The organism is Nakamurella sp. GG22 (assembly GCF_052976845.2).
Map to the genome: position 1 here is coordinate 14,699 of NZ_JBRIIO020000006.1, position 24,679 is coordinate 39,377.

The 24,679-nt window shown below is 68.7% G+C and carries 22 protein-coding genes; 8 read left to right on the forward strand and 14 right to left on the reverse strand.

Annotation, left to right across the window (positions count from 1 at the left end; genetic code table 11):
• Positions 1-146: 146 nt before the first annotated feature.
• The 3 genes from ACVBEQ_RS08585 to ACVBEQ_RS08595 all read right to left on the reverse strand — a co-directional run bounded on the left by ACVBEQ_RS08585 (position 147) and on the right by ACVBEQ_RS08595 (position 1,734).
• Entirely contained in the window at positions 147-788 is a 642-nt protein-coding gene (locus ACVBEQ_RS08585; RefSeq protein ID WP_447152691.1) for a TrmH family RNA methyltransferase, read from the reverse strand.
• A gap of 92 nt (positions 789-880) precedes the next feature.
• Positions 881-1,429, reverse strand: a complete 549-nt coding sequence (pyrE, locus tag ACVBEQ_RS08590; protein WP_447152692.1) for an orotate phosphoribosyltransferase — start codon at positions 1,427-1,429, stop codon at positions 881-883.
• A gap of 161 nt (positions 1,430-1,590) precedes the next feature.
• Entirely contained in the window at positions 1,591-1,734 is a 144-nt protein-coding gene (locus ACVBEQ_RS08595) for a GPGG-motif small membrane protein (protein WP_447152519.1), read from the reverse strand.
• 168 nt (positions 1,735-1,902) lie between these two features.
• Here ACVBEQ_RS08595 and ACVBEQ_RS08600 point away from each other — a divergent pair, with 168 nt between their 5' ends.
• Complete coding sequence (locus tag ACVBEQ_RS08600) at positions 1,903-2,088, forward strand: CsbD family protein (RefSeq protein ID WP_447152520.1); 186 nt, start codon at positions 1,903-1,905, stop codon at positions 2,086-2,088.
• Positions 2,089-2,217: 129 nt separating this feature from the next.
• Here the strand turns inward: ACVBEQ_RS08600 and ACVBEQ_RS08605 are convergent, their stop codons facing one another.
• On the reverse strand, positions 2,218-2,781 hold the full coding sequence (locus ACVBEQ_RS08605) for a TetR/AcrR family transcriptional regulator (RefSeq protein ID WP_447152521.1): 564 nt from the start codon (positions 2,779-2,781) through the stop codon (positions 2,218-2,220).
• Positions 2,782-2,919: 138 nt separating this feature from the next.
• Here ACVBEQ_RS08605 and ACVBEQ_RS08610 point away from each other — a divergent pair, with 138 nt between their 5' ends.
• On the forward strand, positions 2,920-3,963 hold the full coding sequence (locus ACVBEQ_RS08610; protein ID WP_447152522.1) for a medium chain dehydrogenase/reductase family protein: 1,044 nt from the start codon (positions 2,920-2,922) through the stop codon (positions 3,961-3,963).
• 10 nt (positions 3,964-3,973) lie between these two features.
• Here the strand turns inward: ACVBEQ_RS08610 and ACVBEQ_RS08615 are convergent, their stop codons facing one another.
• Positions 3,974-4,753: an SDR family NAD(P)-dependent oxidoreductase gene (locus ACVBEQ_RS08615; protein WP_447152523.1), complete on the reverse strand. Its 780-nt coding sequence runs from the start codon at positions 4,751-4,753 to the stop codon at positions 3,974-3,976.
• A 109-nt stretch (positions 4,754-4,862) separates the two neighbouring features.
• Complete coding sequence (locus tag ACVBEQ_RS08620; RefSeq protein WP_447152524.1) at positions 4,863-5,693, reverse strand: hypothetical protein; 831 nt, start codon at positions 5,691-5,693, stop codon at positions 4,863-4,865.
• Between the two features lie 165 nt (positions 5,694-5,858).
• Here ACVBEQ_RS08620 and ACVBEQ_RS08625 point away from each other — a divergent pair, with 165 nt between their 5' ends.
• The 3 genes from ACVBEQ_RS08625 (at position 5,859) to ACVBEQ_RS08635 (ending at position 8,641) form a co-directional block, all read left to right on the forward strand.
• Positions 5,859-7,406 carry a cellulase family glycosylhydrolase gene (locus ACVBEQ_RS08625; protein WP_447152693.1) on the forward strand — a complete coding sequence of 516 codons (1,548 nt, stop codon included), beginning with the start codon at positions 5,859-5,861 and terminating at the stop codon, positions 7,404-7,406.
• A 114-nt stretch (positions 7,407-7,520) separates the two neighbouring features.
• Positions 7,521-8,012, forward strand: a complete 492-nt coding sequence (locus tag ACVBEQ_RS08630) for an RNA polymerase sigma factor (protein WP_447152525.1) — start codon at positions 7,521-7,523, stop codon at positions 8,010-8,012.
• A gap of 14 nt (positions 8,013-8,026) precedes the next feature.
• Entirely contained in the window at positions 8,027-8,641 is a 615-nt protein-coding gene (locus ACVBEQ_RS08635) for a methylated-DNA--[protein]-cysteine S-methyltransferase (RefSeq protein ID WP_447152694.1), read from the forward strand.
• Between the two features lie 6 nt (positions 8,642-8,647).
• Here ACVBEQ_RS08635 and ACVBEQ_RS08640 read toward each other — a convergent pair whose 3' ends face one another.
• The 6 genes from ACVBEQ_RS08640 to ACVBEQ_RS08665 all read right to left on the reverse strand — a co-directional run bounded on the left by ACVBEQ_RS08640 (position 8,648) and on the right by ACVBEQ_RS08665 (position 16,455).
• Positions 8,648-9,466, reverse strand: coding sequence for a hypothetical protein (locus ACVBEQ_RS08640; RefSeq protein ID WP_447152526.1), 819 nt, complete (start codon positions 9,464-9,466; stop codon positions 8,648-8,650).
• 213 nt (positions 9,467-9,679) lie between these two features.
• On the reverse strand, positions 9,680-10,126 hold the full coding sequence (locus tag ACVBEQ_RS08645) for a pyridoxamine 5'-phosphate oxidase family protein (RefSeq protein WP_447152527.1): 447 nt from the start codon (positions 10,124-10,126) through the stop codon (positions 9,680-9,682).
• A 125-nt stretch (positions 10,127-10,251) separates the two neighbouring features.
• On the reverse strand, positions 10,252-12,030 hold the full coding sequence (locus ACVBEQ_RS08650) for a GAF domain-containing sensor histidine kinase (protein WP_447152528.1): 1,779 nt from the start codon (positions 12,028-12,030) through the stop codon (positions 10,252-10,254).
• 177 nt (positions 12,031-12,207) lie between these two features.
• Complete coding sequence (locus ACVBEQ_RS08655) at positions 12,208-14,913, reverse strand: GNAT family N-acetyltransferase (RefSeq protein WP_447152529.1); 2,706 nt, start codon at positions 14,911-14,913, stop codon at positions 12,208-12,210.
• 14 nt (positions 14,914-14,927) lie between these two features.
• Positions 14,928-15,440 carry a flavodoxin domain-containing protein gene (locus ACVBEQ_RS08660; RefSeq protein ID WP_447152530.1) on the reverse strand — a complete coding sequence of 171 codons (513 nt, stop codon included), beginning with the start codon at positions 15,438-15,440 and terminating at the stop codon, positions 14,928-14,930.
• Between the two features lie 160 nt (positions 15,441-15,600).
• On the reverse strand, positions 15,601-16,455 hold the full coding sequence (locus ACVBEQ_RS08665; protein ID WP_447152531.1) for a CPBP family intramembrane glutamic endopeptidase: 855 nt from the start codon (positions 16,453-16,455) through the stop codon (positions 15,601-15,603).
• A gap of 300 nt (positions 16,456-16,755) precedes the next feature.
• Between ACVBEQ_RS08665 and ACVBEQ_RS08670 the strand changes: the two genes are divergently transcribed.
• The 3 genes from ACVBEQ_RS08670 (at position 16,756) to ACVBEQ_RS08680 (ending at position 20,441) form a co-directional block, all read left to right on the forward strand.
• Positions 16,756-18,363 carry an AMP-binding protein gene (locus tag ACVBEQ_RS08670; protein WP_447152532.1) on the forward strand — a complete coding sequence of 536 codons (1,608 nt, stop codon included), beginning with the start codon at positions 16,756-16,758 and terminating at the stop codon, positions 18,361-18,363.
• Positions 18,363-19,640, forward strand: coding sequence for an acyl-CoA dehydrogenase family protein (locus ACVBEQ_RS08675; RefSeq protein WP_447152533.1), 1,278 nt, complete (start codon positions 18,363-18,365; stop codon positions 19,638-19,640). The genes ACVBEQ_RS08670 and ACVBEQ_RS08675 overlap by 1 nt, the downstream gene beginning before the upstream one ends.
• 108 nt (positions 19,641-19,748) lie before the next feature.
• The gene (locus ACVBEQ_RS08680; RefSeq protein WP_447152534.1) at positions 19,749-20,441 is read left to right on the forward strand and encodes an acetate uptake transporter; all 693 of its coding nucleotides are present in this window, start codon (positions 19,749-19,751) and stop codon (positions 20,439-20,441) included.
• 145 nt (positions 20,442-20,586) lie between these two features.
• Here ACVBEQ_RS08680 and scpA read toward each other — a convergent pair whose 3' ends face one another.
• Both scpA and ACVBEQ_RS08690 read right to left on the reverse strand, forming a co-directional pair.
• A complete protein-coding gene (gene scpA, locus ACVBEQ_RS08685; protein ID WP_447152535.1) occupies positions 20,587-22,782 on the reverse strand; it encodes a methylmalonyl-CoA mutase in 2,196 nt (731 codons plus the stop codon).
• Complete coding sequence (locus ACVBEQ_RS08690) at positions 22,779-24,632, reverse strand: methylmalonyl-CoA mutase family protein (RefSeq protein ID WP_447152536.1); 1,854 nt, start codon at positions 24,630-24,632, stop codon at positions 22,779-22,781. The genes scpA and ACVBEQ_RS08690 overlap by 4 nt, the downstream gene beginning before the upstream one ends.
• Positions 24,633-24,679: the final 47 nt, after the last annotated feature.

Sequence of the window (24,679 nt, forward strand, 5' to 3'; positions counted from 1 at the left end):
CTCTGTGTAGTCCCCCTTACTCACCCTGTCGTCGGGGGTCTCCACATCGTTACGGGGCCAATCCGGTGATATTTCACCCGGGTAAGTACCGGACGATGCAGTGATGTTGCACACGGAGAGAAGACCTGCCCGCTCGCGTTCCCCATTCAGCTGGTTCGGGCCGCGGATGGATGCCAAGCCGCTCCCAGGTCGGCGTGCTGCCGGATCCAGGTGTGCATGGCAATTCCGGCGGCGACCCCGGCGTTGATCGACCGGGTGGAGCCGAATTGCGCGATGGACACCGTCAGGGCAGAACCGGTGCGGGCCGCGTCCGTCAGCCCGGCCGATTCCTGCCCGAACAGCAGCAGGCAGTCGGCTGGGAGTTGTGTGGTCTCGATCGGCACCGCCCCCGGCAGGTTGTCCACCGCGACGACGGTCAGTCCGGCGGCCGCGGCGAAGGCCATCACCGACGCGACGTCCGGGTGGTGCTCGATGTGCTGGTAGCGGTCGGTCACCATGGCGCCGCGCCGGTTCCACCGACGTCGGCCGACGATGTGCACGGCGGCGACCGCGAAAGCGTTGGCCGTCCGCACCACCGTGCCGATGTTGAGGTCGTGCCCGAAGTTCTCGATCGCGACATGCAAACGATGACGGCGGGTGTCGAGGTCGGCCACGATTGCTTCCCGGCGCCAGTACCGGTACTCGTCGACGACGTTGCGGGTGTCGCCCCCGGCCAGCAGGTCGGGGTCGTAGCGCTCGTCCTGGGGCCAGGGCAACGGGTGCGGGCCGACGCCGACGGCGGGCCGCATCGACGGCCATTCGGTCGGGCCCGGTTCGGCCACCCCGTCGGCCTGGCCGTCGGCCCTGCCGGAGGAGGGTCCGTCGGGCGGCGGTCCCGTCGTCACATCGGCGGCAGACCCAGGTCTGCCAATCCGAGCAGGTATCTGTACGTCAGCCCGGCGTCGGCGAGCACCCGATCCGCCCCGGTCCCGCGGTCGACGATCGTCGCGACGCCCACGACGTCCGCCCCGGCCTCGCGCAGAGCCTGGACCGCTGCCAGCGGGGAAGCACCCGTTGTCGTGGTGTCCTCCACGACCAGGACCCGGCGGCCCGACACGTCCGGGCCTTCGATCCGGCGCTGCAGGCCGTGCGCCTTGGCTTCCTTGCGGACGACGAAAGCGTCCAACGGCGGCCCTGGAGCATGCATCATCGCTGTCGCGACCGGATCGGCACCGAGCGTCAGACCGCCGGCGGCCGCAAAGGACCAGTCGGACGTCAACTGCCGCAACAGAATCCCGATCAACGGACCCGCCTCATGGTGCAGGGTCGCCCGTCGGAGGTCCACGTAGTAATCGGCAAGCCGCCCTGACGAGAGCGTCACCCGCCCGTGGACGACCGCCAACTGGTTGACCAGCTCGGCGAGCCGGGTCCGGGCGGTGCCGTCGGGCACCGGTGGGTCATCCGGACTTGGCTGCTCGGACTCATCGTTCTGTGTCACGCCGGTCAGCGTGGCACATCACGCTCGTGTGCTGCACCAACCCGTCCCACGCCCGGGAAGGCCCCGCTGCCAGGGTGCGCGCCGGCGGTGCGCTCAGCGGTCCCGGGCGCCGGTCAGGTGAAGATGCTCACGCCACCCGGCCCGACGAGCAGGCCGACGACGATCAACACGATCCCCCAGATCAACTGCTTCCGCACGATCGCGAAGATCCCGGCAATCACCAGGACAACCGCGATGATCCACAGCAGGGTGGCCATGTGACGCCTCCTCCGAAAGGGCCGCGGTACGGCCCGCTTCGGAGCCATCTGTACCCAGCCCGCGCTGAGCAAAACAACTGGTGTTTGGGACCGCTTCTGACGGGAACCTCAACAGTGGCGCTTGCCATGTCGGGTTGGCGTCCCGAAGACGATCAGGAGGGACACATCATGACCATGGGCGACAAGATCAAGCACGCAGGCGAGGAAGCTGTCGGCAAGGTGAAGGAAGCCACCGGCAAGGCGACCGACAACGAGAGCCTCGAGGCTCGCGGCCAGGCCGACCAGGCCAAGGCCAACGTGAAGCAGTCGGGCGACCACGCCAAGGACGCCGCCAAGGATGTCTTCGGCAGCTGATTGCAGCCTGACGCCGCCGTCCCGACCGCCATCGGCAGGTCGGACCGGCGGCGTTGCTGTCTTCCGGGACGGCGGCGAACGACGCATGAGCCGCGCCCTCGAGTCGGCCAGGCGCACCACGGGACCGCCTTACCCGGGAGTGGCCACCGCCGAACGGATTTCATCGTCGTACAGCGTGCCCGCGTCGACGGGCATCCCGACGAAATGACCCGCCAGTTCCAGGCTCAGGACGCCGTGCAGCCGTGTCCAAAAGGTCATCGATCGCCGGAACGGTGACATCGCCAGGTCTTCGCGGTCACTGGCCGCCAATTCGAAGGCCGCCACGATGGGGGCAAAGATCCGGCGGGCCAACTCGGTGGCGGCGTCCGGGGCGTGATACCCGGGCACGGGCGTTCCGTAGAGCAACAGATACCGCTGCGGGTGGGTCGTCGCCCATCGGCGCATGGCCCCGGCGATGCCGGTCAGCCGGTCGGCCGGGCTGTGGCTGTCGCCGGTCGCACCCTCGACACAGTGCGCCAGATCCTCATACCCGCTGAGGATCAACTCGGTGAGCAGCGCGTCCCGGCTGTCGTAGTAGCGATAGAGCGCCGGCGCTGTCATCCCCATCTCGGTCGCAATCGCCTTCAGCGACAGAGCGGACACACCGTCGCGCTCGATCTGCTCCCATGCCCTCACCTGAACTTCGGCACGCACCTGCTTGCGATACCGGGCGCGCGGTCCTTCTGTCGGCTGATTCAACGTCCACATCCCTGCCGCTTTGGTAAAAGCAGTGTACTACTGTTATAGTCTGTAACAGTGGTTAGCTTCATTCACTCAGCGACAGGAGTCCCCATGACAACCGCCACCGAAGGCGTCACAGCAACCGAAGTGGTGCTACCCGGGATCGTGGAGCCGACCGAACTACAGATCCGCCGTCGACAACTCCCACCGCCCACGGCGGGCCAGGCACTGGTTCGGGTGAACGCCACCGGGGTCTCCTTCGCCGAACAGGGCATGCGCCGCGGCCGTTATCCCGGTCAACCCAAGTTTCCGTTCGTGCTCGGTTACGACCTGGTGGGCACCGTGGTCGCCGTCGGTGACGACAGCGATGCCGCGCTGGTCGGAACCCGGGTCGCCGCGGCCACCAAGACCGGCGGCTGGGCGACCTACGCCCTTGTGAAGGCGGCGGACCTGGTACCCGTCCCGGCCGGTCTCGATGTCGCCGACGTGGAAGCCCTTGTCGTCAACGGGATCACGGCGTATCAGATGCTGCATCGCAGCGCCCGGGTGCGGCGCGGGCAGACCATCCTGGTCCATGGCGCCAGTGGCGGAGTGGGGACCATCCTCGCCCAACTGGCCGTCCACGAGGGCATCCGGGTGATCGGTACGGCTGCTCCCAGACATCATGCGAGCCTGCGTGCACTCGGGGTCGAGCCGGTCGACTACCGCGACCCCGAGATGCCACTGCGGGTTCGTGAGCTCGCCCCCGCCGGCGTGGACGCCGTTTTCGACCACCTCGGACCGGACAGCTTCCGCACATCGTTCGAGTTGCTCGCGCCCGGCGGCACTCTCGTCGGTTACGGCAGCGCTTCCAGGCTCGACGACGACAACTCGATGGCCGTCATGTTTCTCGGCATGCTCGCCCGGCTCTACAGCTGGAACGTGCTACCGAACCGGCGTCATGCGAACTTCTACAACTTCTGGGCCGGACACCTGATCTCGATCGGGTCGTTCCGCCGTCGCCAGCACGCCGACCTGACGGCCGTTCTGCAGCTGCTGAAGGATGGCGTGCTGAAGCCGAAGATCGCTGCGACGTTCCCTCTCACCGAAGCGGTGGCGGCTTTCCAACTGGCCGAGTCGCACACGGCCACGGGCAAGATCATCCTGCTGCCCTGACCGATCCGGGTCAGGTGCGGCCGCGGGCGTTGACCTTCGACGCTGCGGAGCGGATCAGGCTCCGCGGCGCGACCTTGGTCAGCACGTAGATCGTCTTGTACAGCGCACCGGGAATCGACAGCGGACGGTTCGCCTGCAGGTCCGCCAGTGAGTCGGCGACGAGTTTGTCGTCGTCGACGTAGGCCCACCCCGGGGTCTTGGACATGTCGATGTTCGCCCGTTGATGGAACTCCGTGCGGACGAAACCGGGGCACAGGGCCTGGACCCGGACACCGCTTCCCCGCAGGGAGGTCGCCAGCGCCTCGCTCATCGAGATGACGAACGCCTTCGTCGCCCCATAGGTGGAGCCGCGACCGGGGACCAGGCCGGCGGTGGACGCGACGTTGATGATCCCGCCGTGACCACGGGCGAGCATGCCCGGCAGCGCGGCATGGGTCAGCGACATCACCGCCACCGCATTGAGTTCCACCTGATTGATCAGGTCTGCCTCGGAGGCCTGCAGGAACTCGACGCCCAGGGTGCCGCCGGCGTTGTTGATCAGGAGGTCGACCGGGTCGGCGCCGGGATCCTGGAGCCGCTCCGCGACCCGCTGCCGCTGCTGCCGGTCGGTCAGATCGGCAACGATGACCTCGATCTCGGGCGCACCGAGCGAGCCGAGCTCCACCCGCCGGTGCTCGAGCCGCTCCGTGTCCCGGGCCACGAGCACCAGGCGGTGTCCGGATCTGGCCAGTGCACGGGCGAAGGCGTAACCGATTCCGGAGGTCGCTCCGGTGACGAGGGCTGTCGGCATGACGGCACCGTAGCCGAACCCGTCGAGCGTCCGGTCGGCCCGGGGCGGTCAGACCATCCGCGGGCCAGGACCATCCGCGGGCCAGGACCATCCGCGGGCAGGACGCCGGTCAGCCGCTCGTCGGTGCCGGGCCCGTTGTTCCCGCCGTCGAGGGCGGGGTGGGTTCTTCCGTCGATGCCAACTGGGGAGCCCCCTGCGCGACGGTCACCGTGTCCTGGACCACCCGCAGGTGGTAGCCGCGGTCGCCCGCGTTCTTCACCAGCACCCGGTAGGTGAAGGTGAGCCGATTGCCGTTCACCCCGGCGTCGACGAGCCCCTGTTCGGTGAGCGGCTGGTCGCCGGCCAGCGCCCGCCATCGATCGAGCAGGGCGGTGCTGTATCCCTCGATCGGCAGGACCGCGTCGAACGGAAAGTCCTTCGTGATCAGGTAACCGGGGAGCGACGGGGAACGGTCGGAACTTTCCGCGATCGGCAGGCCGTCCAGCCCGGGCATGGCCGCTGTCAGGGTCGCGACCGCTCCGAAGCCGCCGATCAGCACCTCCGGTGCCGCGGATCCGTCGCCCGTCGGCTTCAGGTGAACCGACAGGTTGACCGACTTCGGCTGCAGCGTCTGCCACGTCGCCGCGTCATAGGAGGTCCAGTAATCGACGGTCAACCCGAAGGCCTCACCGGGCACCTCGAGCGGGTGGCTCACGCTGTTGTCGGCGAGATCGTTCGGGACGGCGGGGATCGTGCCCGTTGCGACCAGGACATCCGACGTGGCGGACGCCGGCGAGGTCTCGGACCCCGCCTGCTGGCCGGTGCAGGCGATGAGCAGCGAGGTCGACCCGATCAACGCGGCAAGTGCGACGCCGCGTCGAACCCTGCCAAGACCGCAGGTACCTCGCTGTGCGTCGAAAATGACGTCCCCCGTCAGCTGTTCACCGGCAGCGACCGGCAATTTTCTTTGTCACCGGGAAAAGCATAACCTGGGGCAATGAGAATGACGCCGCAATCGGGCGGTACGCTGCCCGCGGTCGTCGGCAGATTGCGCCGAGACACATTGCGACTCAAGTGGTCTGCGGCTCTAGTCGGAATACTGGCCGCCGTCCTCCTCGTCGTCGGAATGCCCGCATTTGCCGGACCCACGGACGCCGCCGCCCCGACCGATAATGCGTGGTTACACACGGACGGTTCCAGAATTGTCACTGAAACAGGTGACGAGGTCATCGTCAGGGCGGTGAATTGGTTCGGAATGGAAACGTCGAACTGCGCTCCGCACGGCTTGTGGCAGATCTCGCTCGATCAGGCGATGGATCAGATCGCGTCCTTCGGTTTCACGGCCATCAGGCTTCCGTACTCCTCGGAATGCCTCGCCGGGTCCGGATCATCGGTATCGGGGGTCGACAGCCGGGTGAACCCCGACCTGCAGCAGCTCAGCCCTCTGCAGATCATGGATCGGGTGGTCGACGCCGCTGCCGCACGGAACCTGCAGATCATCCTCGACCGGCATCGTCCGGACTCCGGATCCCAATCCGAGCTCTGGTACACCGACCGATTCCCGGAGCAGCAATGGATCTCGGACTGGGTGTCGTTGGCGGAGCGCTACCGCGACCGCCCGACCGTCATCGGCGCCGATCTGCACAACGAGCCGCATGGATCGGCCTGCTGGGGTTGCGGCGACCCGGCGACCGACTGGGCGGCCGCCGCCACCCGGGCCGGCGACGCCGTTCTCGCGGTCAACCCACACTGGCTGATCTTCGTCGAGGGCGTCGAACGGCAGCACACCGGCGGCTCGACCTGGTGGGGCGGCGGGCTCGCCGACGCCGCTGCGCACCCGATCGAGCTGGCCGTACCGCATCAACTGGTCTACTCGGCGCACGACTATCCGGCCAGCGTGTTCGCACAAACCTGGTTCGCGGCAACCGACTATCCCGGGAACCTGCCGGCGATGTGGGACCGCAACTGGGGTTACCTCCAACAGCAGGAGATCGCTCCGGTTCTGCTGGGTGAGTTCGGCACCAAGCTGGCAACCGAGTCCGACCGGGCCTGGCTGGACACCCTGGTCCGGTACATCGACGATCGGAAGGTCAGCTTCGCCTACTGGTCCTACAACCCCAACAGCGGCGACACGGGCGGACTGGTGGCCGACGATTGGCGCACACCACAGCAGGCCAAGCTCGATGCGCTTGCGCCGCTGCTCGAACCCCACGCGAGCCCGACACGTCCGCCTGCGACCACACCGCCCGCAACCACACCGGCCGCAACCACACCGACTGCAACCGTGCCGACGGCGACCACACCGACTGCAACCACACCGACTGCAACCACACCGACATCGACGGCTACCCCCACGACAGCGACGCCGCCTGCGGAGTCCGCGATCAGCGCGAGGTGGTCACTGCAGAACCAGTGGGCGACGGGATACGTCGCGGAGATCGTGCTCACCGCGGCGGATCGGCCGGTCCACGGCTGGACGCTGAGCTGGCCGGATCCGCACGCCGTCGCGGTGTCCTCGTCGTGGGGCATGACGTGTACAGCGGAGGATGACCGGGTGAGCTGCACCGGCACGGACTGGGCAGCAGAACTGGCGGCCGGCGGATCGGTGCGGGTCGGGCTGGTCGCCGCCGCGGACGGCGCCGCACCCGTCGCTCCGGTTCTCACCGCGGGATGAGGACGACAGCGCGCTGACGCCGATCCCGACCCGGGCGCACCCCGCAGGACAGCGGTCGGCAGGCTGTACCGATGTCCGATCTCACGTTCCTGGTTCCCGACGCGTCTTCCTGACGTGATCAAGGAGCCGTTCGAGCGCATCGTCGACCGCCACGGAGCAACCGTGCTGCGGGTCTGCCGTGCGGTGGTCGGCCCGGGGGATGCCGACGATGCGTGGTCGGAGACTTTCCTCGCCGCGCTCCGCGCCTACCCCGATCTGCCGGCCGACGCCAACGTCCAGGCGTGGCTGGTGACGATCGCGCATCGCAAGGCGATCGACCTCACCAGGGCCCGTGCGCGAGCGGCACTGCCGGTCGACCAGCCACCCGATCGGCAGTCCACGATGGGCCTCCCCGGCCGCGCAGACCCGCAGCTCTGGGCCGATGTGGCCGCTCTGCCCGACCGTCAGCGGCAGGCGGTCGCCTACCACTTCCTGGCCGGGCTACCCCACCGCGCGGTCGCCGAGATCATCGGCGGGACAACCGATGCCGCCCGCCGCGCCGCCGCTGACGGGGTCAAGTCGCTTCGCAGAAGCTATGCCCCGAACACCACTGGAGAACTTCGATGAGTGACCACGAACCGATGAACGTGCCCGACCTGCCCACCGATATGGCGGCCACCCTGCTGGACACGGACCCCGCCGCACTCAGCCGGCTCCGGGATTCACTGGTGGGCGCGGCGGCTGCCTCCGGGATGCTCGACATCGCCTACCGGACGCTCGAGACACCCGTCGGCACACTCCTTCTCGCCGCAACCGAGGCCGGGCTGGTCCGGGTGGCTTATGACCGGGAGGATCACGATGCCGTGCTGGTCGCGCTGGCCGGGAAGGTGAGTCCGCGCATCCTGCTGGCCCCCGGCAGGCTGGACCGGCCCGCACGTCAACTGTCGGAGTACTTCTCCGGAGCCCGAACGGCCTTCGACCTGCCGCTCGATCTGCGACTGGCGACCGGATTCCGCCGGAGCGTCCTGGCCCACCTGACGGAGATCGGATACGGGCGGACGGAGAGCTACACCGCCGTCGCCGCGGCCACCGGTCACCCGCGAGCCGTTCGTGCGGTGGGGACGGCGTGCGCGACGAACCCGCTGCCGGTCGTCGTGCCGTGTCACCGGGTCGTGCGGTCCGACGGCACGGCCGGCGGTTATGTCGGCGGCCCCGCGGCCAAGCGGACGCTGCTGGAACTGGAGTCCGCTGACTGAGCCGGGTCAGATCGCAGAGCTGTGCCGCAGGCTGACGGTCACGGCGACCCCGACCGGGCGGAACCGCTTGTTCCACCGGGGCGAGACCAGGACGTCGTACCAGCGGTTCCGGGTCGGCGAATGGCACGGAACCAGCACGGACAGCGGACCGGGGAGAGCTCCGGCAGCCGCCTGCCTGATGGCGGCCGCCACCTGGTCGGCGTACGGGTCGCCGACCGCGGCGTCGCACACGGACAGGTAGGACACGCCGACCCCGGTTCGGCTGCTGTTGCCGCCGTTGGCCGCGCTGAAGGCACGCCAGGCGTCGTTGACCGACACGATGACGCCGCAGCGATCCAGCATGGCCACCTCGACGTCGTTCGTGCGCTCGTCCGGCGACGGGAGGGCGCCGGTCGGCCGAACATGCTGACGCGGGAGGTTGCCGCCGAGCGGACCTCTCCGGACGATCGCCTCTGCGGTCAGGCCACCCAGACGGCCGTTGATGCACCGCCGTGCAACGTTGGCGAAGCCGTCTCCGTCGGGTTTCCGCCAGGCCAGCACCGCCTGGGCCAAACCGAGTTCGGCGACCTGTTCCGGGGTGGTTCCGACCACCGAGCCGGCCGTCGTACGGGCTGCCAGCGAGCGGGCCATCGGCAGGTACAGCCGGAACACGGCGTCCTCCGCTGCCGACACCGCGCCCGGAACGGCGGACTTCCGCGCGCGCGCCAGCGACTTCCACAGGTACCGCGCACGTTCGGCGTCGGGTTCGTCGGCGGCATCCCAGCCGGCGATCGGGCGTTCGGTGGCCACCGTGCGGGCCGGTGGGCGTCGTGCGGGACCAGTCATGGGTTGCCTCCAGATCCGGGGCAGGGAGCGCAGTCGCTCGGGTCGACCGTCCATACGGCTCGACCGGCCGCGGAGAAGTTGCGGCGCAACGCGTGTGAACGGCGTCGGGGTCCGGGACGACGTGCGTTATCCGGACCATAGACCCGCAGCCACCGGCCAACAACCTCTACCGGCCGTACCACTCGCTCACTCGTCCAGGCTGGAATGCCCGCCTCAGGCCGATCCGACGCTTGCCCGGTGCTGTCCGCTCACCAGCAACCGCCGCCCACTCAATCGCCAGAGCGGCACCGCGATGATCTGTGAACGGTGTTCCGCAGGGCCTCCGAGGTTGTCGGGACTGCTCAGCTCAGCGAGCCGCCTGGCACCCGACACCTCGTAGGCCCTGCCGACCCCGAGCACGCTCCAACCGGTGGCGGTCGCTTCCTCGAAATCGTCGGCCTGGAAGGCGACGACCGCGTTCCTCGCGGCAGTCGCCAGCCGACCGCCGGCCTCGGCACGGAAGATGATCTCCTCGCGATCGAGGACATAGCTGACCGGCTCTGCTGTCGGCAGCGCACCGTCGGTGCACACCACCCGCCCGATACCGCCCGCAGCGAGCAGGCGCAGGCACTCGAGGCGGTCGAGCGCGGTCAGGTCCATCAGCTCTGCAATGGCGGCCATAGCGATCTCCCCAGCGCATCGAGTGTGCGCAATTGTTGTGATTTCCTGCTCTCAGGATGCGCCTTCAGCACCAGGGGGCGGCAAGTGCCGAAGGTCCCGTAGGGGCCCGACCGGGACGGTCGTGACTACCGCGAAACAGGCACTGACCAGCGAAGTCTGGTCCCGGACGGCTCCACCGGGAGCAGGTCCATGGAACCACCGTGGCGCTCCGCGCGACGTCGGAGATTGGCCAATCCGCTGCGCCTCGTGCTCTTGCCCATTCCGTGACCGTTGTCCCGGACCTCGATCGTCAGGCGGTCGACCGTGGCGATGATGTCGGCCGCCACGGTGCTGGCGCCGGCGTGCCGGCCGACGTTGCTCATCGCCTCGTGCAGCACGGCCACCATGTCGTCGGAGAGCTCGCCGCCGGGGACATCCTCGATCGGTCCGGAGAATCTGACCGACGGCTCGAAGCCCAGTCCCGGTGTCACATCCGCAATGGCGTCGAGGACGCGGGACCGCAGGCTCGGCTCCCCGGTCTTCGGTGGTTGGCTCAGCTGGAAGATGGATGTCCGGATCTGCCGGATGGTGTCGTCCAGCCCATTGATGGTGGACAGGATGCGGTCGGTGGACGGCCCGGGATCGAGACGGCCGGCAACCGCCTGCAACGTCAGCCCCGCCGCGAACAACGATTGGATGACGTGATCGTGCAGGTCCGCTGCGATCCGCTCACGCTCATCGAGCATCGCCGCCCGCTGCTTCTCGTCCCGGGCATCCGCCAGTTCGACCGCGACGGCCGCTTGATTGGCGAAGCCGCTTGCCATGTCGAGGTCTTCCGCGGTGAAGGCGGGCTGGCCGGACACCCGGGCGACGGTCAGCACACCGTGCATCCGCACCGACCCGCCGAGCGGCACCACCAGCACCGGGCCGAGTTCCAGTTCAGCGGACAACGCCGTCGCCAGGCCCCGCTGGTTGCTCGGGCCCGACATCCGCAGCGCTTCGCCGGTCCTGAACACCTGTCCGGAGAGCGAGCCGTCGATCGGCAGGCGCAGCCCGACCAGCTGAGCCGCCCCGGTCCCCACGGCGACGTCGATCTTCAGGTCGACACCCTCTTTACCGGTGGGTCGGACCACCGTGACCAGGTCCGCCTGTGCGATCTCCCTGGTCCGCTCGGCGATCAACCGGAGAGGATCCCCCGGATCGTCGGACAGCAGTTGCCGGGTGATCGCGGCTGTCGCCTGCAACCACTCCTGCCGGGTCCGGGCCGCCTCGAACAAGCGGGCGTTCTCGATCGCGACGCCGGCGGTGGCCGCGAGCGACATGGCCAGCGCCTCGTCGTCCTTGGTGAACTCACCGCGCGTGCTCTCGGTCAGGTACAGGTTCCCGAAGACCTCGTCACGCACCAGGATGGGCACCCCGAGGAAGTTCGTCATCGGGGGGTGGTTCTTGGGGAAGCCGGACGAACGCGGATCGTCGGCGATGCAGTCCAACCTGATCGCCTGCGGCTCGTCGATGAGCGCGCCGAGGAGGCCCTTGCCCTGCGGCAGCCGGCCTATCTTCTCCACAGTGCCGGGTTCCATCCCGACGTGGATGAACTCGGACAGGTACCCATCCGGCGCGATGACGCCGAGCGCCGCGTACCTCGCTCCGATGAGTTCACGGGCAGCCTCGGCGATGCGACGCAGCACCACGGGAAGCGCCAAGTGCCCGACGATCATCTGGTTGGCGTGCAGGAGGCCACGTAGCCGGCCCTGGGTCCCCATCACCTCGTTCGCCCGGTCGATGAGCTGGCTCAACAGCTGGTCCAGCTCCAGCCGGGGCAGATCGGGGAAGGTGAGAGGCGCCGCCTCGCTCGAATCGTTCAGTGATCCCACATGGTCGGCCGTTGACTCATCGACCGGTTGTAGACCCGGATCCTCCGTCATGGGCGCCTCACTAGTCTTCGCAGCCTATTTCGCGACGTAAACAGTCAATTCCCCGTACGTCTCAACCACCAAGGATGCGTTGATCCAGTCGAGTCAACCACACCGGTGAACGACGGTATACCGCCTAAAGTCGTGCTCCACCGCATTGCCGGGCGCAAGGAAGGGTCCCTGGCTGCGCTAGCGCAGCTGCCGCAAGCTCGGATCGGGCTTCACCGGAGCGGCCGCCACCCTGATCCTGGCGTCCACGACCACGAGCTGATCGCCACGGCAGATCACCGGGTTGAGATCCAGCTCGGCAACCTCGGAGAGGTCATCTGCCAGCGCACCCACCCTCACCAGCAGGTCGGCGAGTGCGGACCGGGAGACGGTCGGCGCCCCGCGATACCCGTCGAACAGCTTGGCGGAGCGGAGGGCACCGATCATGCCCGTGGCGTCAGCACTGGTCAGCGGGGCCAGCCGGAAGGCACGATCGGCGATCAGGTCCGCCAGCACGCCGCCCGCGCCGATCATCACAGCGGGTCCGAACAGCTCGTCCTGGATGGCGCCGACGATCACCTCGGTGGCGGCAGACTGCATCGGCTGCAACAGGATCGACGGACTGCCGGGGCACAGCAGCGCCAGCTCGGCGAATGCCTGCCGGACGTCGGCTTCGCTCTCCAATCCCAGGCGGACACCGCCGACATCGGTCTTGTGGATGCCACCGACCGCGACCTTGACCGCGAGCGGGTAGCCGAATTCTGCGGCCGCGGACGCCGCCGCGTCGGGGGTGCTGACGACACGCTGCGGGCAGAGCGGAAGGCCGTAGTACCCGAGCAGCCGGGCAATGTCGTCGGCGCCGAGCCAGGTATCCCCCGCCGCGAGGGCGCGGGTGACCAACCTGCGGGCGGCCGTGGCATCGATGCCGGCGGGGCGGACGATCGGGAACTGCTCCGCGGACCGCATCCCGGCGTACCGGACGGTCAGCGCGAGGGCTGCCGCAGCCGGCTCGGGGAAGGTGAAGACCGGCAGGGACTGCGTCGAACCGGCGATCGGGAAGGAGGCCGGAGCCGCGCCGACCCTGGTCGCCACGACCGGTTTGCCGGACGCCGCCGCGGCGGCACCGATCTGTTCGAGGAGTTGCTCGGAGTCGGTCACCGGGATGTCGGTGAACACGGTCATCACGGCGTCGACATCGGGTTGCGCGAGCACCAGTCGCACCGCCCGGCCGACGCCGTCGACGGTCGCTCCGGCGCCGAGATCGACCGGGTTCTGGCAGGAAGCCGCGGTCGGCACCGCCTCCTTCAGCAGCCGGGCAGTGTCCGGCCCCAGCGGAACCAGCGTCAGGCCGGCACTTTCGGCGGCGTCAGCGGCGAGAATGCCCGGGCCACCGGAGTTGCCGATCACGACCACCCGCGGCCCGCGCGGCAGCGGTTGGTCGCTGAGCACCCTGGCGACGTCGAGCATCTGCTGCATGGTGTCCACCCTGAGCACACCTGCCTGGGTGAATAACGCGTCGACCACCACATCGGAGGAGGCGGCGGCCGCCGTGTGGGACTGCCCTGCCAGCCGCCCCGCGGCAGACCGGCCCGCCTTGATGGCGATGATCGGCTTGCGGATCGAGACGGACCTGGCGATCCGGGCGAACTTGCGCGGGTTGCCGAACGACTCCAAGTACAGCGCGATGACCTGGGTCCGTTCGTCGTCCTGCCAGTCCAGGAGCAGATCGTTGCTGCTGACGTCGGACTTGTTTCCGACCGAGACGAACTGGGAGATGCCTGTTCCCCAGCGGGCGGCGGCGGCGATGACCGCGATCCCGAGCGCCCCGGACTGCGAGATCAGGCCGAGCGGCCCCTCGAGCCCGGGCAGTGCGGCAAAGGTCGCATTGAGTCGCACCGCCGGATCGGTGTTCTGCACGCCGAGGCAGTTGGGCCCGACCAGCCGCATGCCGTACCGGCGGGCGATCCCGACCACCTCGCGCTGCCGTGCCCGACCGGCCTCGCCGGTTTCGCTGTACCCGGAGGTCAGCAGCAGCAGACCGCTGACGCCGCGCTCACCGCAGTCCCGCACCACGTCGGGCACGTACTTCGGCGCCACGGCGACGACCGCGAGGTCGACCGCCTCCGGCAGTTGCCGGGCGGTCGGCACGCACGGCACCCCGAGAATGGAGTGGTGGTGAGGGTTGACGGCGTAGACCGTGCCGGTGAAACCGCCCTCGACGACGTTCCGCAGCACCTGATGCCCGACACCTCCGCGGCGTTCGCCGGCGCCGATCACGGCCACCGATGACGGGGCCAGGATGTGCCGAAGGCTGGCCCCGCCTGCTGCCTGCTCCCTGATGTCCATGGCCTGCATGGCGCGGTCGTCGGGAGCCAGGTCCATCACGATGAGCTCGGTCGAGCCCTCCATCCGGAGCCCGACGTGGAAGCCGAGATCGTGCAGAACCTGTACTGCCGGACCGTTCTCGGCCAGCACCTCGGCGTCGAACTCCCGGATCCCGACCCTGCGGGCAGCGGCGGCGAGGTGCTCCAGCAGCAGCGTGCCGATGCCCTGGTGGTGGTGCTCGTCGGCCACCAGCAGCGCCACTTCCGCCGTGGAGTCGGTGATCCGTTCGAACGCCGCCACCCCGACGAGTTGCCCGTCGATCCAGGCGCAGAGCGCCATGTGCTGATCGCTCGCGGGCTGGACCAACAGCTTGACGTAGGCGATCGCCGATGTCCGGCTGAAGGAGAAGAACCGCAGGTACCGCGATCGCTCGGACACCCCGGTGTGCAGGTCGAGCAGCGCGTCGAGGTCGCCCGGCTCGACCGGCCGGATGTGGACCAGACCACCGTCGGTGCGGACGGCGTCGATACCGCCGGCCGCGTAGGGCTGAACGGGCGGCTTTACCCCGGATGTGATGGTCATGGCAGTTCAGGTCCTCAAATGTCGACGGCTTCTACCGACTTCAGTTCGGTAGCAATGGTTCTGGCGTACTGACGGATGCGGTCGAAATCGCGGAAGTCCCCCGCTATCGGTCCTTCGGCCATCTTCTTCGCCAGGAAACCGCGCGCCGTTGCGGGTTCCAGGCGCCCGCCGAAGGTCACCGGCAGGCCTACACCGGCCGCGTCGGCCAGCTTGCCGACCCGCTTGGGAGCGGGCACCTGCTGGGTTCGCGCGTCCGGACCGCACGGGCCCGACTGGAACAGGAAGACCCGGATAGGACGACGAAGCGAGGTCACATTCTCGAGCAGGCGCACCGCCTCGGGACGCCATCGGCCGGTGTACAGGGCGCTGCCGATCACGACGGCATCGAACCCGTCGAGGTCGAACACCTCCCGCGCATCACCGACGTGCACGGTCAGGCCCACTGAATGCAGCTCTTCGCCGATCGCGATGCCGATCTCCCTGGTGCCGCCCATCTTGCCGGCAAAGGCGACGAGAACCGTGGTCATCGCGCGCCTCCACTCCTGCCGGGTCACCTTCCACCTTCAGCGCGCGCCGCCGACCAGCCAAGGGCCCAAGGTCCCGACACCGCGTTGCCGTCGGGAAGATCACATCGCCGCCTTCGCCGAGGGCCCACTCCCCTCACTTCGGGCGTACGTGGGCGCTGTCTCAGCGCGGGCCGAGGACGGAGGGCCGCCCCCGCCTGCGGCTGATCACCTCGGCGGCGACCAGCCCTGCGGCGAGCATCATCACCGCGGTTGTCGTGACGGCGGCGAGCGCTCCGGTGGCGGCCGCGGTTCCGCTGACCATGTTGAAGCCGGCGTGCCAGATGGCAACCAGCACAACGCTTCCGCCGGATCTGTTGTACAGCCAGCCCAGCACGATGGATCCCGCCAGCAGGCCGAGGAACCAGCCGACCACGGTGCCGGCGCCGAACGTCCGAAAATTGCCGACGACGAAGAACATCGGCAGGTGCCAGCCCGCCCAAAGAACCGCCACGATCGACATCGCGGCCAGCGGCGAGTGCCGCCGCTGCAGCTGAGGCAGGGCGAAGCCGCGCCAGCCGGTCTCCTCCCCGAATCCGTTGACCAGCAGCACCAGCGCAGTCACCGCCACCACCCCGAGCGCGGCGGGCAGGCCGCTCATCTCGGCAAACCCTGATGCCTGCGGAAGGTCCGTCCCCACGACCGCGAGAAGGGCCCATACACCGCACCCGACGAGCACCGGGCTGAGCGCGAACGCCCACCAGCGCAACGGAACCCGGACCATGGTCATGCTGCGCAGCAGTCGCGGCAGGTCACCTGTCCGCCAGGCAACCAGCACGGCCGCCAGCATCGGTCCCAGCAGCGCGGGGAAATGGCTCGGCTCTCCGCTCCCCTGCACGACAACGGATCCAGCGACGGCCATCGGGATCAGCCACGCCCAGCTCAGGCCGTAGGCGAGCAGCGAGTAGGCGGCCAGCGCGTGCGTGCGTGTTCCTGCGCGGTCGGCCTGGCGAGCAGGTCCGGCGGCGGATGGCGACATCCGGCACCTCCTGAGGTCCGCACCTCAGCGTGCCGCTCCGCTGCCGGGTCCGGCAGGGCCGAAGGTCCCAGCGCACGCGTCGCGACCTCACCGAATCCCTCGATGGGCAGATTTGCATCAATTCCGGCGAAACGTCGGGAAACAAGAGTAACGGTGTGGCAACATTTGTCAACTCGAAAAGACAGTTCTTTCGACTGTTGCGCATTCCTGTCCGAGCGTTTCTCGTTTTGAGCTTTGCTAACAGCGTACGTTCGGCTCAGGCGCCACATTGACGTCGCAAATCGAGGTGGCCGAGAAATTATGAAGAATTCTCTCACACCGCTGCGTTTTCTGCAGCGCGCATCATCAGTTCATCCGGATCGAACCGCGATCATCGACGGTCCCCGTTCCTTCACCTACGCGGCGATGGCAGCGCAGACCGTCCGGCTCGCCAACGCGCTCACATCCAGAGGGCTCCGGCCCGGCGACCGGGTCGCCTACCTCGCGCCGAACTGCGCCGAGGTCCTGGTCGGTCACTTCGCCGTGCCACTGGCGGGCGGCGTGCTCGTCACGATCAACACGCGACTCTCACCCGAGGAGATCGCGGCGATCATCGAGCACTCGGGCGCGGTGTTCCTGCTCGCCGACGCGCCCCTGGTCGAACCGGCCCGCGAGAAGCTGGCGGCCATCACGACTCTGCGCGAGGTCATCACGCTTCCCGCGGAAAGCGGGCGGGACGTCGAGCTGGCGTTCACGACCGGGTACCTCGAGCTGCTCGCCGCCGGCAGCGACGCACCGATCGACCATGCGGTCGCCGACGAGGACGCCGCCATCAGCCTGAACTACACATCAGGGACGACGGGCAAGCCGAAGGGCGTCGTCTACACGCACCGTGGCGCATACCTCAACTCCCTCGGCGAGGTCATCCACCAGGGCTTCGTCGACGGTTCCAAATACCTGTGGACCTTGCCGATGTTCCACTGCAACGGGTGGTGCACGACGTGGGCGTTGACCGCCGTCGCGGGCACCCACGTCTGCCTCCGGGCGGTCAAGGCCGACGACATCTGGCGTGCCATCGACCGCGCCGGTGTCACCCATATGGCCGGAGCGCCAACCGTTCTCATGATGATGAAGGAATCAACCCTCTCGCATCCGCTGCGCCAGGCACTGACGGTCACCACCGCCGGTGCACCGCCCAGCCCGTCGATCATCGCGGACTTCGCCGAGCTCAACGTGACCGTCGTACACGTCTACGGACTGACCGAAACCTATGGCCCGTACACCGTGTGTGAGCCGCAGGACTCCTGGCACGACCTCGGTGTCGCCGAACGCTCGAGGCTGATGGCCCGTCAGGGTGTCGGGATGATCACCGCCGACGACGCACGCGTCGTGCTGTCGTACGGACACTCCGACGAGCTGGTGGACGTCCCGTCCGACGGCGTCACCATGGGCGAGATCGTGATGCGCGGCAACACTGTCATGAAGGAGTACTTCCGCGACCCGGAGGGGACCGCGACCGCGTTCAAGGGCGGCTGGTTCCACTCGGGCGACCTCGGCGTCCGCTACCCCGACGGCTACATCCGGCTGCTCGACCGTGCCAAGGACATCGTGATCTCGGGCGGCGAGAACATCTCCACCGTCGAGGTGGAGCACGCCCTGGCCACCCACCCCGCGGTGGCCGACGTCGCGGTGATCGCGATCCCGGACGAGCGGTGGGGCGAACGGCCGAAGGCCTTCGTGGTGCTGGCCGCCGGCCATCTCGCGGGTCAGGACGAATTGATCGGTCACGTGAAGGAACACATCGCGAAATTCAAGGCACCCAAGACAGTGGATTTCGTTGTCGAACTGCCCAGGACGTCGACGGGCAAGATCCGTAAGGATCTGCTCCGCCAGGCCGAGTGGGCCGGACATGAAAGCAGGATTCAGTGATGACCGGCACGATGACGGAAAGCGGCCTCGAAATGCCATCGATGGACGCAGCTGCAGATTCGGGGAACGAATTCCCGAACGGCGACGACCTTGCTCTTTCCCGGGGTACTGATTTCTACAGCCTCGATGAACTGCTCACCGACCGGGAGCGGGAGATACGCGACAACGTGCGGCTCTGGTGCGACACCGTCGTTTCCCCGGCTGCGGCCGACTACTGGGAGCGCGCCGAGTTCCCGGTCGAACTGGTTCCCGGGTATGCAGCGCTCGGCATCGCCGGCGCGTCGATCGTCGGCGACGGCTGTCCCGGGCTGTCCTTCCTGGCCGAAGGGGTGATCGCAGCCGAACTCGCCCGCGGTGACGGCAGCATCGCCACCCTCAACGCCGTGCATTCCGGGCTTGCGATGACGACCATCGCGATGGTCGGGTCCGAGGAGCAGCGTGCGCAGTACCTGCCGAGGATGGCGCGCTGCGAGGTGCTCGGCGCGTTCGCGCTGACCGAGCCGCGGCACGGCTCCGATGTGGTCGCACTCGAGACCCGCGCCCACCGGGACGGCGACGAGTGGGTTCTCACCGGTGAGAAGCGCTGGATCGGCAACGGGACTGTGGCGGGCATCGTCATCGTCTGGGCCCGTGACGACGACGGCCAGGTTGGCGCATTCGTCGTCGAGCATCCGGACGGCGCGGAGCACCCGGTGCCGGGCTATCACGCCCGGAAGATCGTCGGGAAGGCTGCCAACCGAGGGGTGTGGCAGGCGCAGATCCGGCTGGACGGGGTTCGGGTGCCGGTGGGGGCACGACTGGCCAAGGCCCGCAGCTGGGACGACACCAACTACGTGCTGGCCAAGTCGCGGCAGACCGTCGCCTGGGAAGCGCTGGGTCACGCTGTAGCCGCGTACGAAGCCGCACTGACCTACTCGCTGCGGCGGGAGCAGTTCGGCCGGCCGCTCGCCCGATTCCAGCTCATCCAGGACAAGCTCTCGCACATGCTCAGCGACATCACCGGAATGCAGCTGATGTGCACCCGGATGTCGCAGCTGCAGGCGGAGGGACGGGTCTCGATCGAGCATGCGGCCCTGGCCAAGTTGAACACCGGTGACGCCGCCCGCCGGGTGTGTGCGATGGCGCGGGACATCCTGGGCGGCAACGGCATTCTGCTGGACCACCACGTCGCCCGGCACCACGCCGACATCGAGGCTGTCTACACCTACGAGGGCACCGACTCCATCCAGTCGTTGATCGTCGGGAGGGCCATCACCGGCATCAACGCCTTCCGCTGAGCACACCCGAGAGTTCCCAGCACCCCAACAGTTCCAGCACCCCCAACAGTTCCAGCACCCCAACAGTTCCAGCACCCCAACCTCACCACCACAAGAAATGAGCACAGCATGACCACCACGATCCGAGAACCCGCAGCACCCGATGTCGTCGTCCTGGACGTCCTGGCCGACACCGGTGACCCCACCGCCGGCGCGGTCGCCGTATCCCGTGAGCTCGCGTCCCAGCAGATCCGCATTATCGCCGATCCGGCGCCGCTCGGCCTCGCGGCGTTCGCCCTGACCACGTTCCTGCTGAGCCTGGTCAACGCCGGCGTCCTCCCGAAGGACACCGAACCCGTCATGCTCGGCGTCGCGCTCGCCTACGGCGGCGTCGCCCAACTGCTCGCCGGCATGTGGGAGTTCAAGAAGGGCAACGTCTTCGGCGCAACGGTGTTCAGCTCGTACGGCGCATTCTGGCTGTCGTTCTGGGCCTACCTGACCTTCTTCGCCGAGGGCATCCCGAAAGAACATCACGGTGTGGCGGCCGGCTGGTATCTGATCGCCTGGGCCATCTTCACCACGCTGATGCTCGCCGCGGCGCTGCGCACCACGGCCGTGCTCGCCGGGCTGTTCGCCGTCGTCGCGGTTGTCTTCGTGCTGCTCGCCGCCGGAGCGATGGCCGCCAGCACCGCACTGACCACCGCCGGCGGGGTCCTCGGCCTGGTGGCCGCCGCGATGGCCTGGTACCTGTGTGTCGCGGGCGTCATGGCGTCGACCTTCGGCCGACCGATGCTGCCGAACAAGGCGTTGTTCCGCAGCTGACCCCAACAGTGCTCCGTGATGCCCGGCGTCGATCCGACGCCGGGCATTCCCGTGCTCAGTGCTGCAGCGTCGCTCGGTACTGCCGTGTCGCTCGGTACTGCCGTGTCGCTCGGTGCTGCGGTGTGGCTCAGTGCTGCAGCGTCGCTCAGTGCTGCAGCGTCGCGGACAGCTCCCGGAGCAGATCCAGGGCGGCCTCGGCGATCACCGTGCCGGGCCCGAACACCGCGGCCGCGCCTGCCTCCCGCAGTTCCGGGATGTCACCGGGCGGGATGACGCCGCCCACCACGATCATGATGTCCGGACGACCCAGGTCAGCCAGCGCCGCCTTCAGCGCGGGCACCAGGGTGAGATGTCCGGCAGCCAGCGAGTTCACCCCGACGACGTGCACGTCGGCGTCCACCGCCTGCTGGGCGACCTCCTCGGGGGTGGAGAACAACGGGCCGACATCGACGTCGAACCCGAGGTCCGAGAACGCACTGACGATCACCTTCTGCCCGCGGTCGTGCCCGTCCTGGCCCATCTTGGCCACCAGGATCCGTGGCCGCCGGCCCTCCGCCTCGGCGAAGGCATCGGTCGCCTCGAGAACCTGCTTGATCAACGGTGACTCGCCCGCCTCTGCCCGGTACACGCCAGAGATCGTACGGATCACCGCAGTGTGCCGGCCGAAGACCTTCTCCAGGGCGTCGGAGATCTCCCCGACCGTCGCCTTCGCCCGTGCGGCGTCGACCGCCAGCGCCAGCAGGTTGTTCGACAGGTCGCCACCGGTGGTGGTGTCACCCGCAGCCGCTCCGGCAGCGGTCAGCGCGTCCAGCGCCCGGCTGACGGCGGCCGGATCGCGCTCGCTGCGCAGCTGCTCGAGCTTCGCGATCTGCGCTGCCCGGACGGCCCGGTTGTCGACCTTGAGCACCTCGAGTTCGTCGGCGTCATCGGTGCGGTAGGAGTTGATCCCGATCACGGCCTGGCTGCCGGAATCGATCCGGGCCTGGGTACGGGCCGCCGCTTCCTCGATCCGCAGCTTCGGGATGCCGGCTTCGATGGCCTTGGCCATCCCGCCGGCGGCCTCCACCTCCTGGATGTGCTGCCAGGCCCGTCCGGCCAGGTCGTGGGTGAGCTTCTCCACAAAGTACGAGCCGCCCCACGGGTCGATGATCGCGGTGGTGCCGGACTCCTGCTGCAGCAGCAGCTGGGTGTTCCTGGCGATCCGGGCGGAGAAGTCGGTCGGCAGAGCGATCGCCTCGTCCAGGGCATTGGTGTGCAGCGACTGGGTGTGCCCCTGGGTCGCGGCCATCGCCTCGATGCAGGTCCGGGCGACGTTGTTGAACGGGTCCTGCGCCGTCAGCGACCATCCCGACGTCTGTGAATGTGTGCGCAGGGACAGTGATTTCGGGTTCTTCGCGCCCTGATTGCCGACCAGCCGGGCCCAGATCGCCCGCGCGGCCCGCATCTTCGCGACCTCCATGAAGAAGTTCATGCCGATCGCCCAGAAGAAGCTCAACCGCGGCGCGAAGGCATCGATGTCAAGGCCGGCGGCGGCACCCGCCCGCAGGTACTCCAGCCCGTCCGCCAGTGTGTAGGCGAGCTCCAGGTCGGCGGTCGCCCCGGCCTCCTGGATGTGGTACCCCGAGATCGAGATCGAGTTAAACTTGGGCATTCTCGCCGCGGTGAACGAGAAGATGTCGGAGATGATCCGCATCGACGGCAGCGGCGGGTAGATGTAGGTGTTGCGCACCATGAATTCTTTGAGGATGTCGTTCTGGATGGTGCCGGCAAGCTTCTCCGGCGGAACGCCCTGCTCCTCGGCGGCCACGATGTACAGGGCCAGCACCGGCAGCACAGCGCCGTTCATCGTCATCGAGACACTGATGGAATCGAGTGGGATGTGCTCGAACAGCTGCCGCATGTCGTAGATGGAGTCGATCGCCACCCCGGCCATCCCGACGTCCCCCGACACCCGCGGGTGGTCGGAGTCGTAGCCGCGGTGGGTCGGCAGGTCGAACGCGACCGAGAGCCCCTTCTGCCCCGCCGCGAGGTTGCGCCGGTAGAAAGCGTTCGACTCCTGCGCCGTGGAGAAACCCGCGTACTGCCGGATGGTCCACGGCTGCGTGGTGTACATCGTCGGGTACGGCCCGCGCAGGAACGGCGTCAGACCGGGATAGGTGTCGAGGGCGTCCAAGCCGTCGAGGTCACCGCCGGTGTACACCGGTTGCACCGCAATGCCTTCCGGCGCCTGCCACGGTTCACCTCTGGGTACGGACGAGTCCGCCGCGGCCCTGTCGGGTGCGGCCCCGTCCGAAGCGGCGTCGTGCAGCGGGAAGTCGGCGAAACTGCGCGGAACGCTCATCGGCCCACCTGTGCTTCCTCGAGATGCCCGCGGGTCCGCCGGAGGAACTCCAGGACGTCATCGCCCGCCGCGACATGATCATCAACGCTCTCGCCCACGGCGCCCTTGGGCCGTCCCGCGAGCACCACCCATTTCGCGCCCGCGGCGCGCAGCGCCTCCGCGACCGCAACGCCGCGGTCCGCGTAGGCCTTGTCCGATCCCGCGAGACAGGCGACGGGACCACCGGTTTCGCGGAACGCCGCGACGACGTCGTCGACACCCTCGGTGCGGCCGGCCGTCACGGTCTCCACCCCGCCTGCGGCGAACAGGTTCGCCGCGAACCCGGCCCGTGCGGCATGCTCGGCGACACTGCCCAGGGTGGCGAGGAAGACCGGTACCGCCGCCGGTGCGTCCCGCATCGACTCGAACGGTTCCGCCCAGGAGGCCCCGCCCGCATCGTCGAGATCGGTGGACCGCCGCACCGGAAGGGTCTCCCGCAGATGCGGGAATTCGCTGACGCCGGTGATGGCGGTCCGGCGGGTGGCGATGCGGGAGGCGCGTTCGGCGGCGGTCGCCGACCACCGCTCCTGCACCGACCCGTCGGCCAGCGCGGCCAGTACGCCGCCGGCCCGCTCGATGCTCTGGAACTCGGCCCACGCGGCCGCCGCGATCTCCGCCGTGAGGATCTCGACCGCGTACGAACCGGCCGCGGGATCGGCGACGGCGGCGACATGCGATTCGGAGATGAGCAACGAAGAGGTGTTCCTCGCCATCCGGCGGCCGAGGTTGTCGGGCACCCCGAGCCGGGTGTCGAACGGCAGCACGGTGATGGCGTCCGCCCCGCCGACGCCGGCCGCGAAGGCGGCCACCGTGGTCCGCAGCAGATTCACCCACGGGTCGTAGCGGGTCAGCATCGGGAATGACGTCACGGCGTGCTGGAACTGCCGTGCCGCAGCGACCCCGGACAGTTCCGCGACCCGCTGCCAGAGCCCGCGTGCGGCACGGAACTTCGCGATCGTCGGGAACTGCTCGTCGGTCGCTGCGAGCCGGAACTCGATCAGCTCGATCGCGGTCGCAACGGGCACGTCCGCTGCTTCCAGCGCCCGGAGGTATTCGGCGCCGACCGCGAGGCAGTACCCCACCTCCGCTGCGTCACCCGCTCCTGCTCCGTGCGCCGCGGTGCCGTCGACGGCCAGCGCACGCACTCCCAGACCCGTCGCGAGAGGAACGATCTCGGCGATCGCGATATCCAGATCGGCGCCGGCGGTTGCCACCTCGCCGGAGCGCACCGAGCGGCCGACCGGATCGGCACCCAGGCAACTCCCCGGATCCGGACGGACCCCGCGTCGCCGGTACAACTCGGCCAGTTCGATGGCGGCCTGCAGGTCGGTCACGTCGCCCGCAGCGGACAGCACGATGGGCACCATCTCGAGGAAGACACCGTCCAGGGCCGCGGGCAGATCCGCCGGGGATGTGCCGGGTCCGCCGACCGTCAGCCACAGTGACGTGGCGCCGTTCTCCAGGTCGGCGAGCGCGGACGCTGCGGCCTGGGCAGGGTCGGGGTCGGCAAGCAGCGAGCGGATGTCCCAGCCCGCCTCGACGTTGGCGGCGCGGTTGCGCGGCAGTACTGCCGAGGCCGGAAACGGTGGTCCACCACGGTCGGCAAGCCGTCCGGCGGTGCCCAGCGGGGGAACCGTCAGGCCCTCGACGGTAGTGACCGCCAGTGTCTCCCAAGCCGCGCTGGGCACAGCGTCATCGGGCAGTCGACGGGCCCGCCGCAACACAGCGGCGGCCGCGGCCTCCCAATCGTGTTCGGTCACTGCTGTGGCGCCGGCGAGCCGCACCGGACCCTCGTCGTCGAGTGTGCCCATCGGGGGATCATAGGACGGCCCGGCCGGCCGGCGATCGGCGTGATCCC

Coding starts and splice junctions, on each gene's coding strand:
- ACVBEQ_RS08585 (WP_447152691.1), bottom strand. CDS start 788: ATGCGGCCCGCCGTCGGCGTCGGCCCGCACCCGTTGCCCTGGCCCCAG.
- ACVBEQ_RS08595 (WP_447152519.1), bottom strand. CDS start 1,734: ATGGCCACCCTGCTGTGGATCATCGCGGTTGTCCTGGTGATTGCCGGG.
- ACVBEQ_RS08600 (WP_447152520.1), top strand. CDS start 1,903: ATGACCATGGGCGACAAGATCAAGCACGCAGGCGAGGAAGCTGTCGGC.
- ACVBEQ_RS08610 (WP_447152522.1), top strand. CDS start 2,920: ATGACAACCGCCACCGAAGGCGTCACAGCAACCGAAGTGGTGCTACCC.
- ACVBEQ_RS08615 (WP_447152523.1), bottom strand. CDS start 4,753: ATGCCGACAGCCCTCGTCACCGGAGCGACCTCCGGAATCGGTTACGCC.
- ACVBEQ_RS08625 (WP_447152693.1), top strand. CDS start 5,859: ATGCCCGCATTTGCCGGACCCACGGACGCCGCCGCCCCGACCGATAAT.
- ACVBEQ_RS08635 (WP_447152694.1), top strand. CDS start 8,027: ATGAACGTGCCCGACCTGCCCACCGATATGGCGGCCACCCTGCTGGAC.
- ACVBEQ_RS08640 (WP_447152526.1), bottom strand. CDS start 9,466: ATGACTGGTCCCGCACGACGCCCACCGGCCCGCACGGTGGCCACCGAA.
- ACVBEQ_RS08645 (WP_447152527.1), bottom strand. CDS start 10,126: ATGGCCGCCATTGCAGAGCTGATGGACCTGACCGCGCTCGACCGCCTC.
- ACVBEQ_RS08650 (WP_447152528.1), bottom strand. CDS start 12,030: ATGACGGAGGATCCGGGTCTACAACCGGTCGATGAGTCAACGGCCGAC.
- ACVBEQ_RS08655 (WP_447152529.1), bottom strand. CDS start 14,913: ATGACCATCACATCCGGGGTAAAGCCGCCCGTTCAGCCCTACGCGGCC.
- ACVBEQ_RS08660 (WP_447152530.1), bottom strand. CDS start 15,440: ATGACCACGGTTCTCGTCGCCTTTGCCGGCAAGATGGGCGGCACCAGG.
- ACVBEQ_RS08665 (WP_447152531.1), bottom strand. CDS start 16,455: ATGTCGCCATCCGCCGCCGGACCTGCTCGCCAGGCCGACCGCGCAGGA.
- ACVBEQ_RS08670 (WP_447152532.1), top strand. CDS start 16,756: ATGAAGAATTCTCTCACACCGCTGCGTTTTCTGCAGCGCGCATCATCA.
- ACVBEQ_RS08675 (WP_447152533.1), top strand. CDS start 18,363: ATGACCGGCACGATGACGGAAAGCGGCCTCGAAATGCCATCGATGGAC.
- ACVBEQ_RS08680 (WP_447152534.1), top strand. CDS start 19,749: ATGACCACCACGATCCGAGAACCCGCAGCACCCGATGTCGTCGTCCTG.
- scpA (WP_447152535.1), bottom strand. CDS start 22,782: ATGAGCGTTCCGCGCAGTTTCGCCGACTTCCCGCTGCACGACGCCGCT.
- ACVBEQ_RS08690 (WP_447152536.1), bottom strand. CDS start 24,632: ATGGGCACACTCGACGACGAGGGTCCGGTGCGGCTCGCCGGCGCCACA.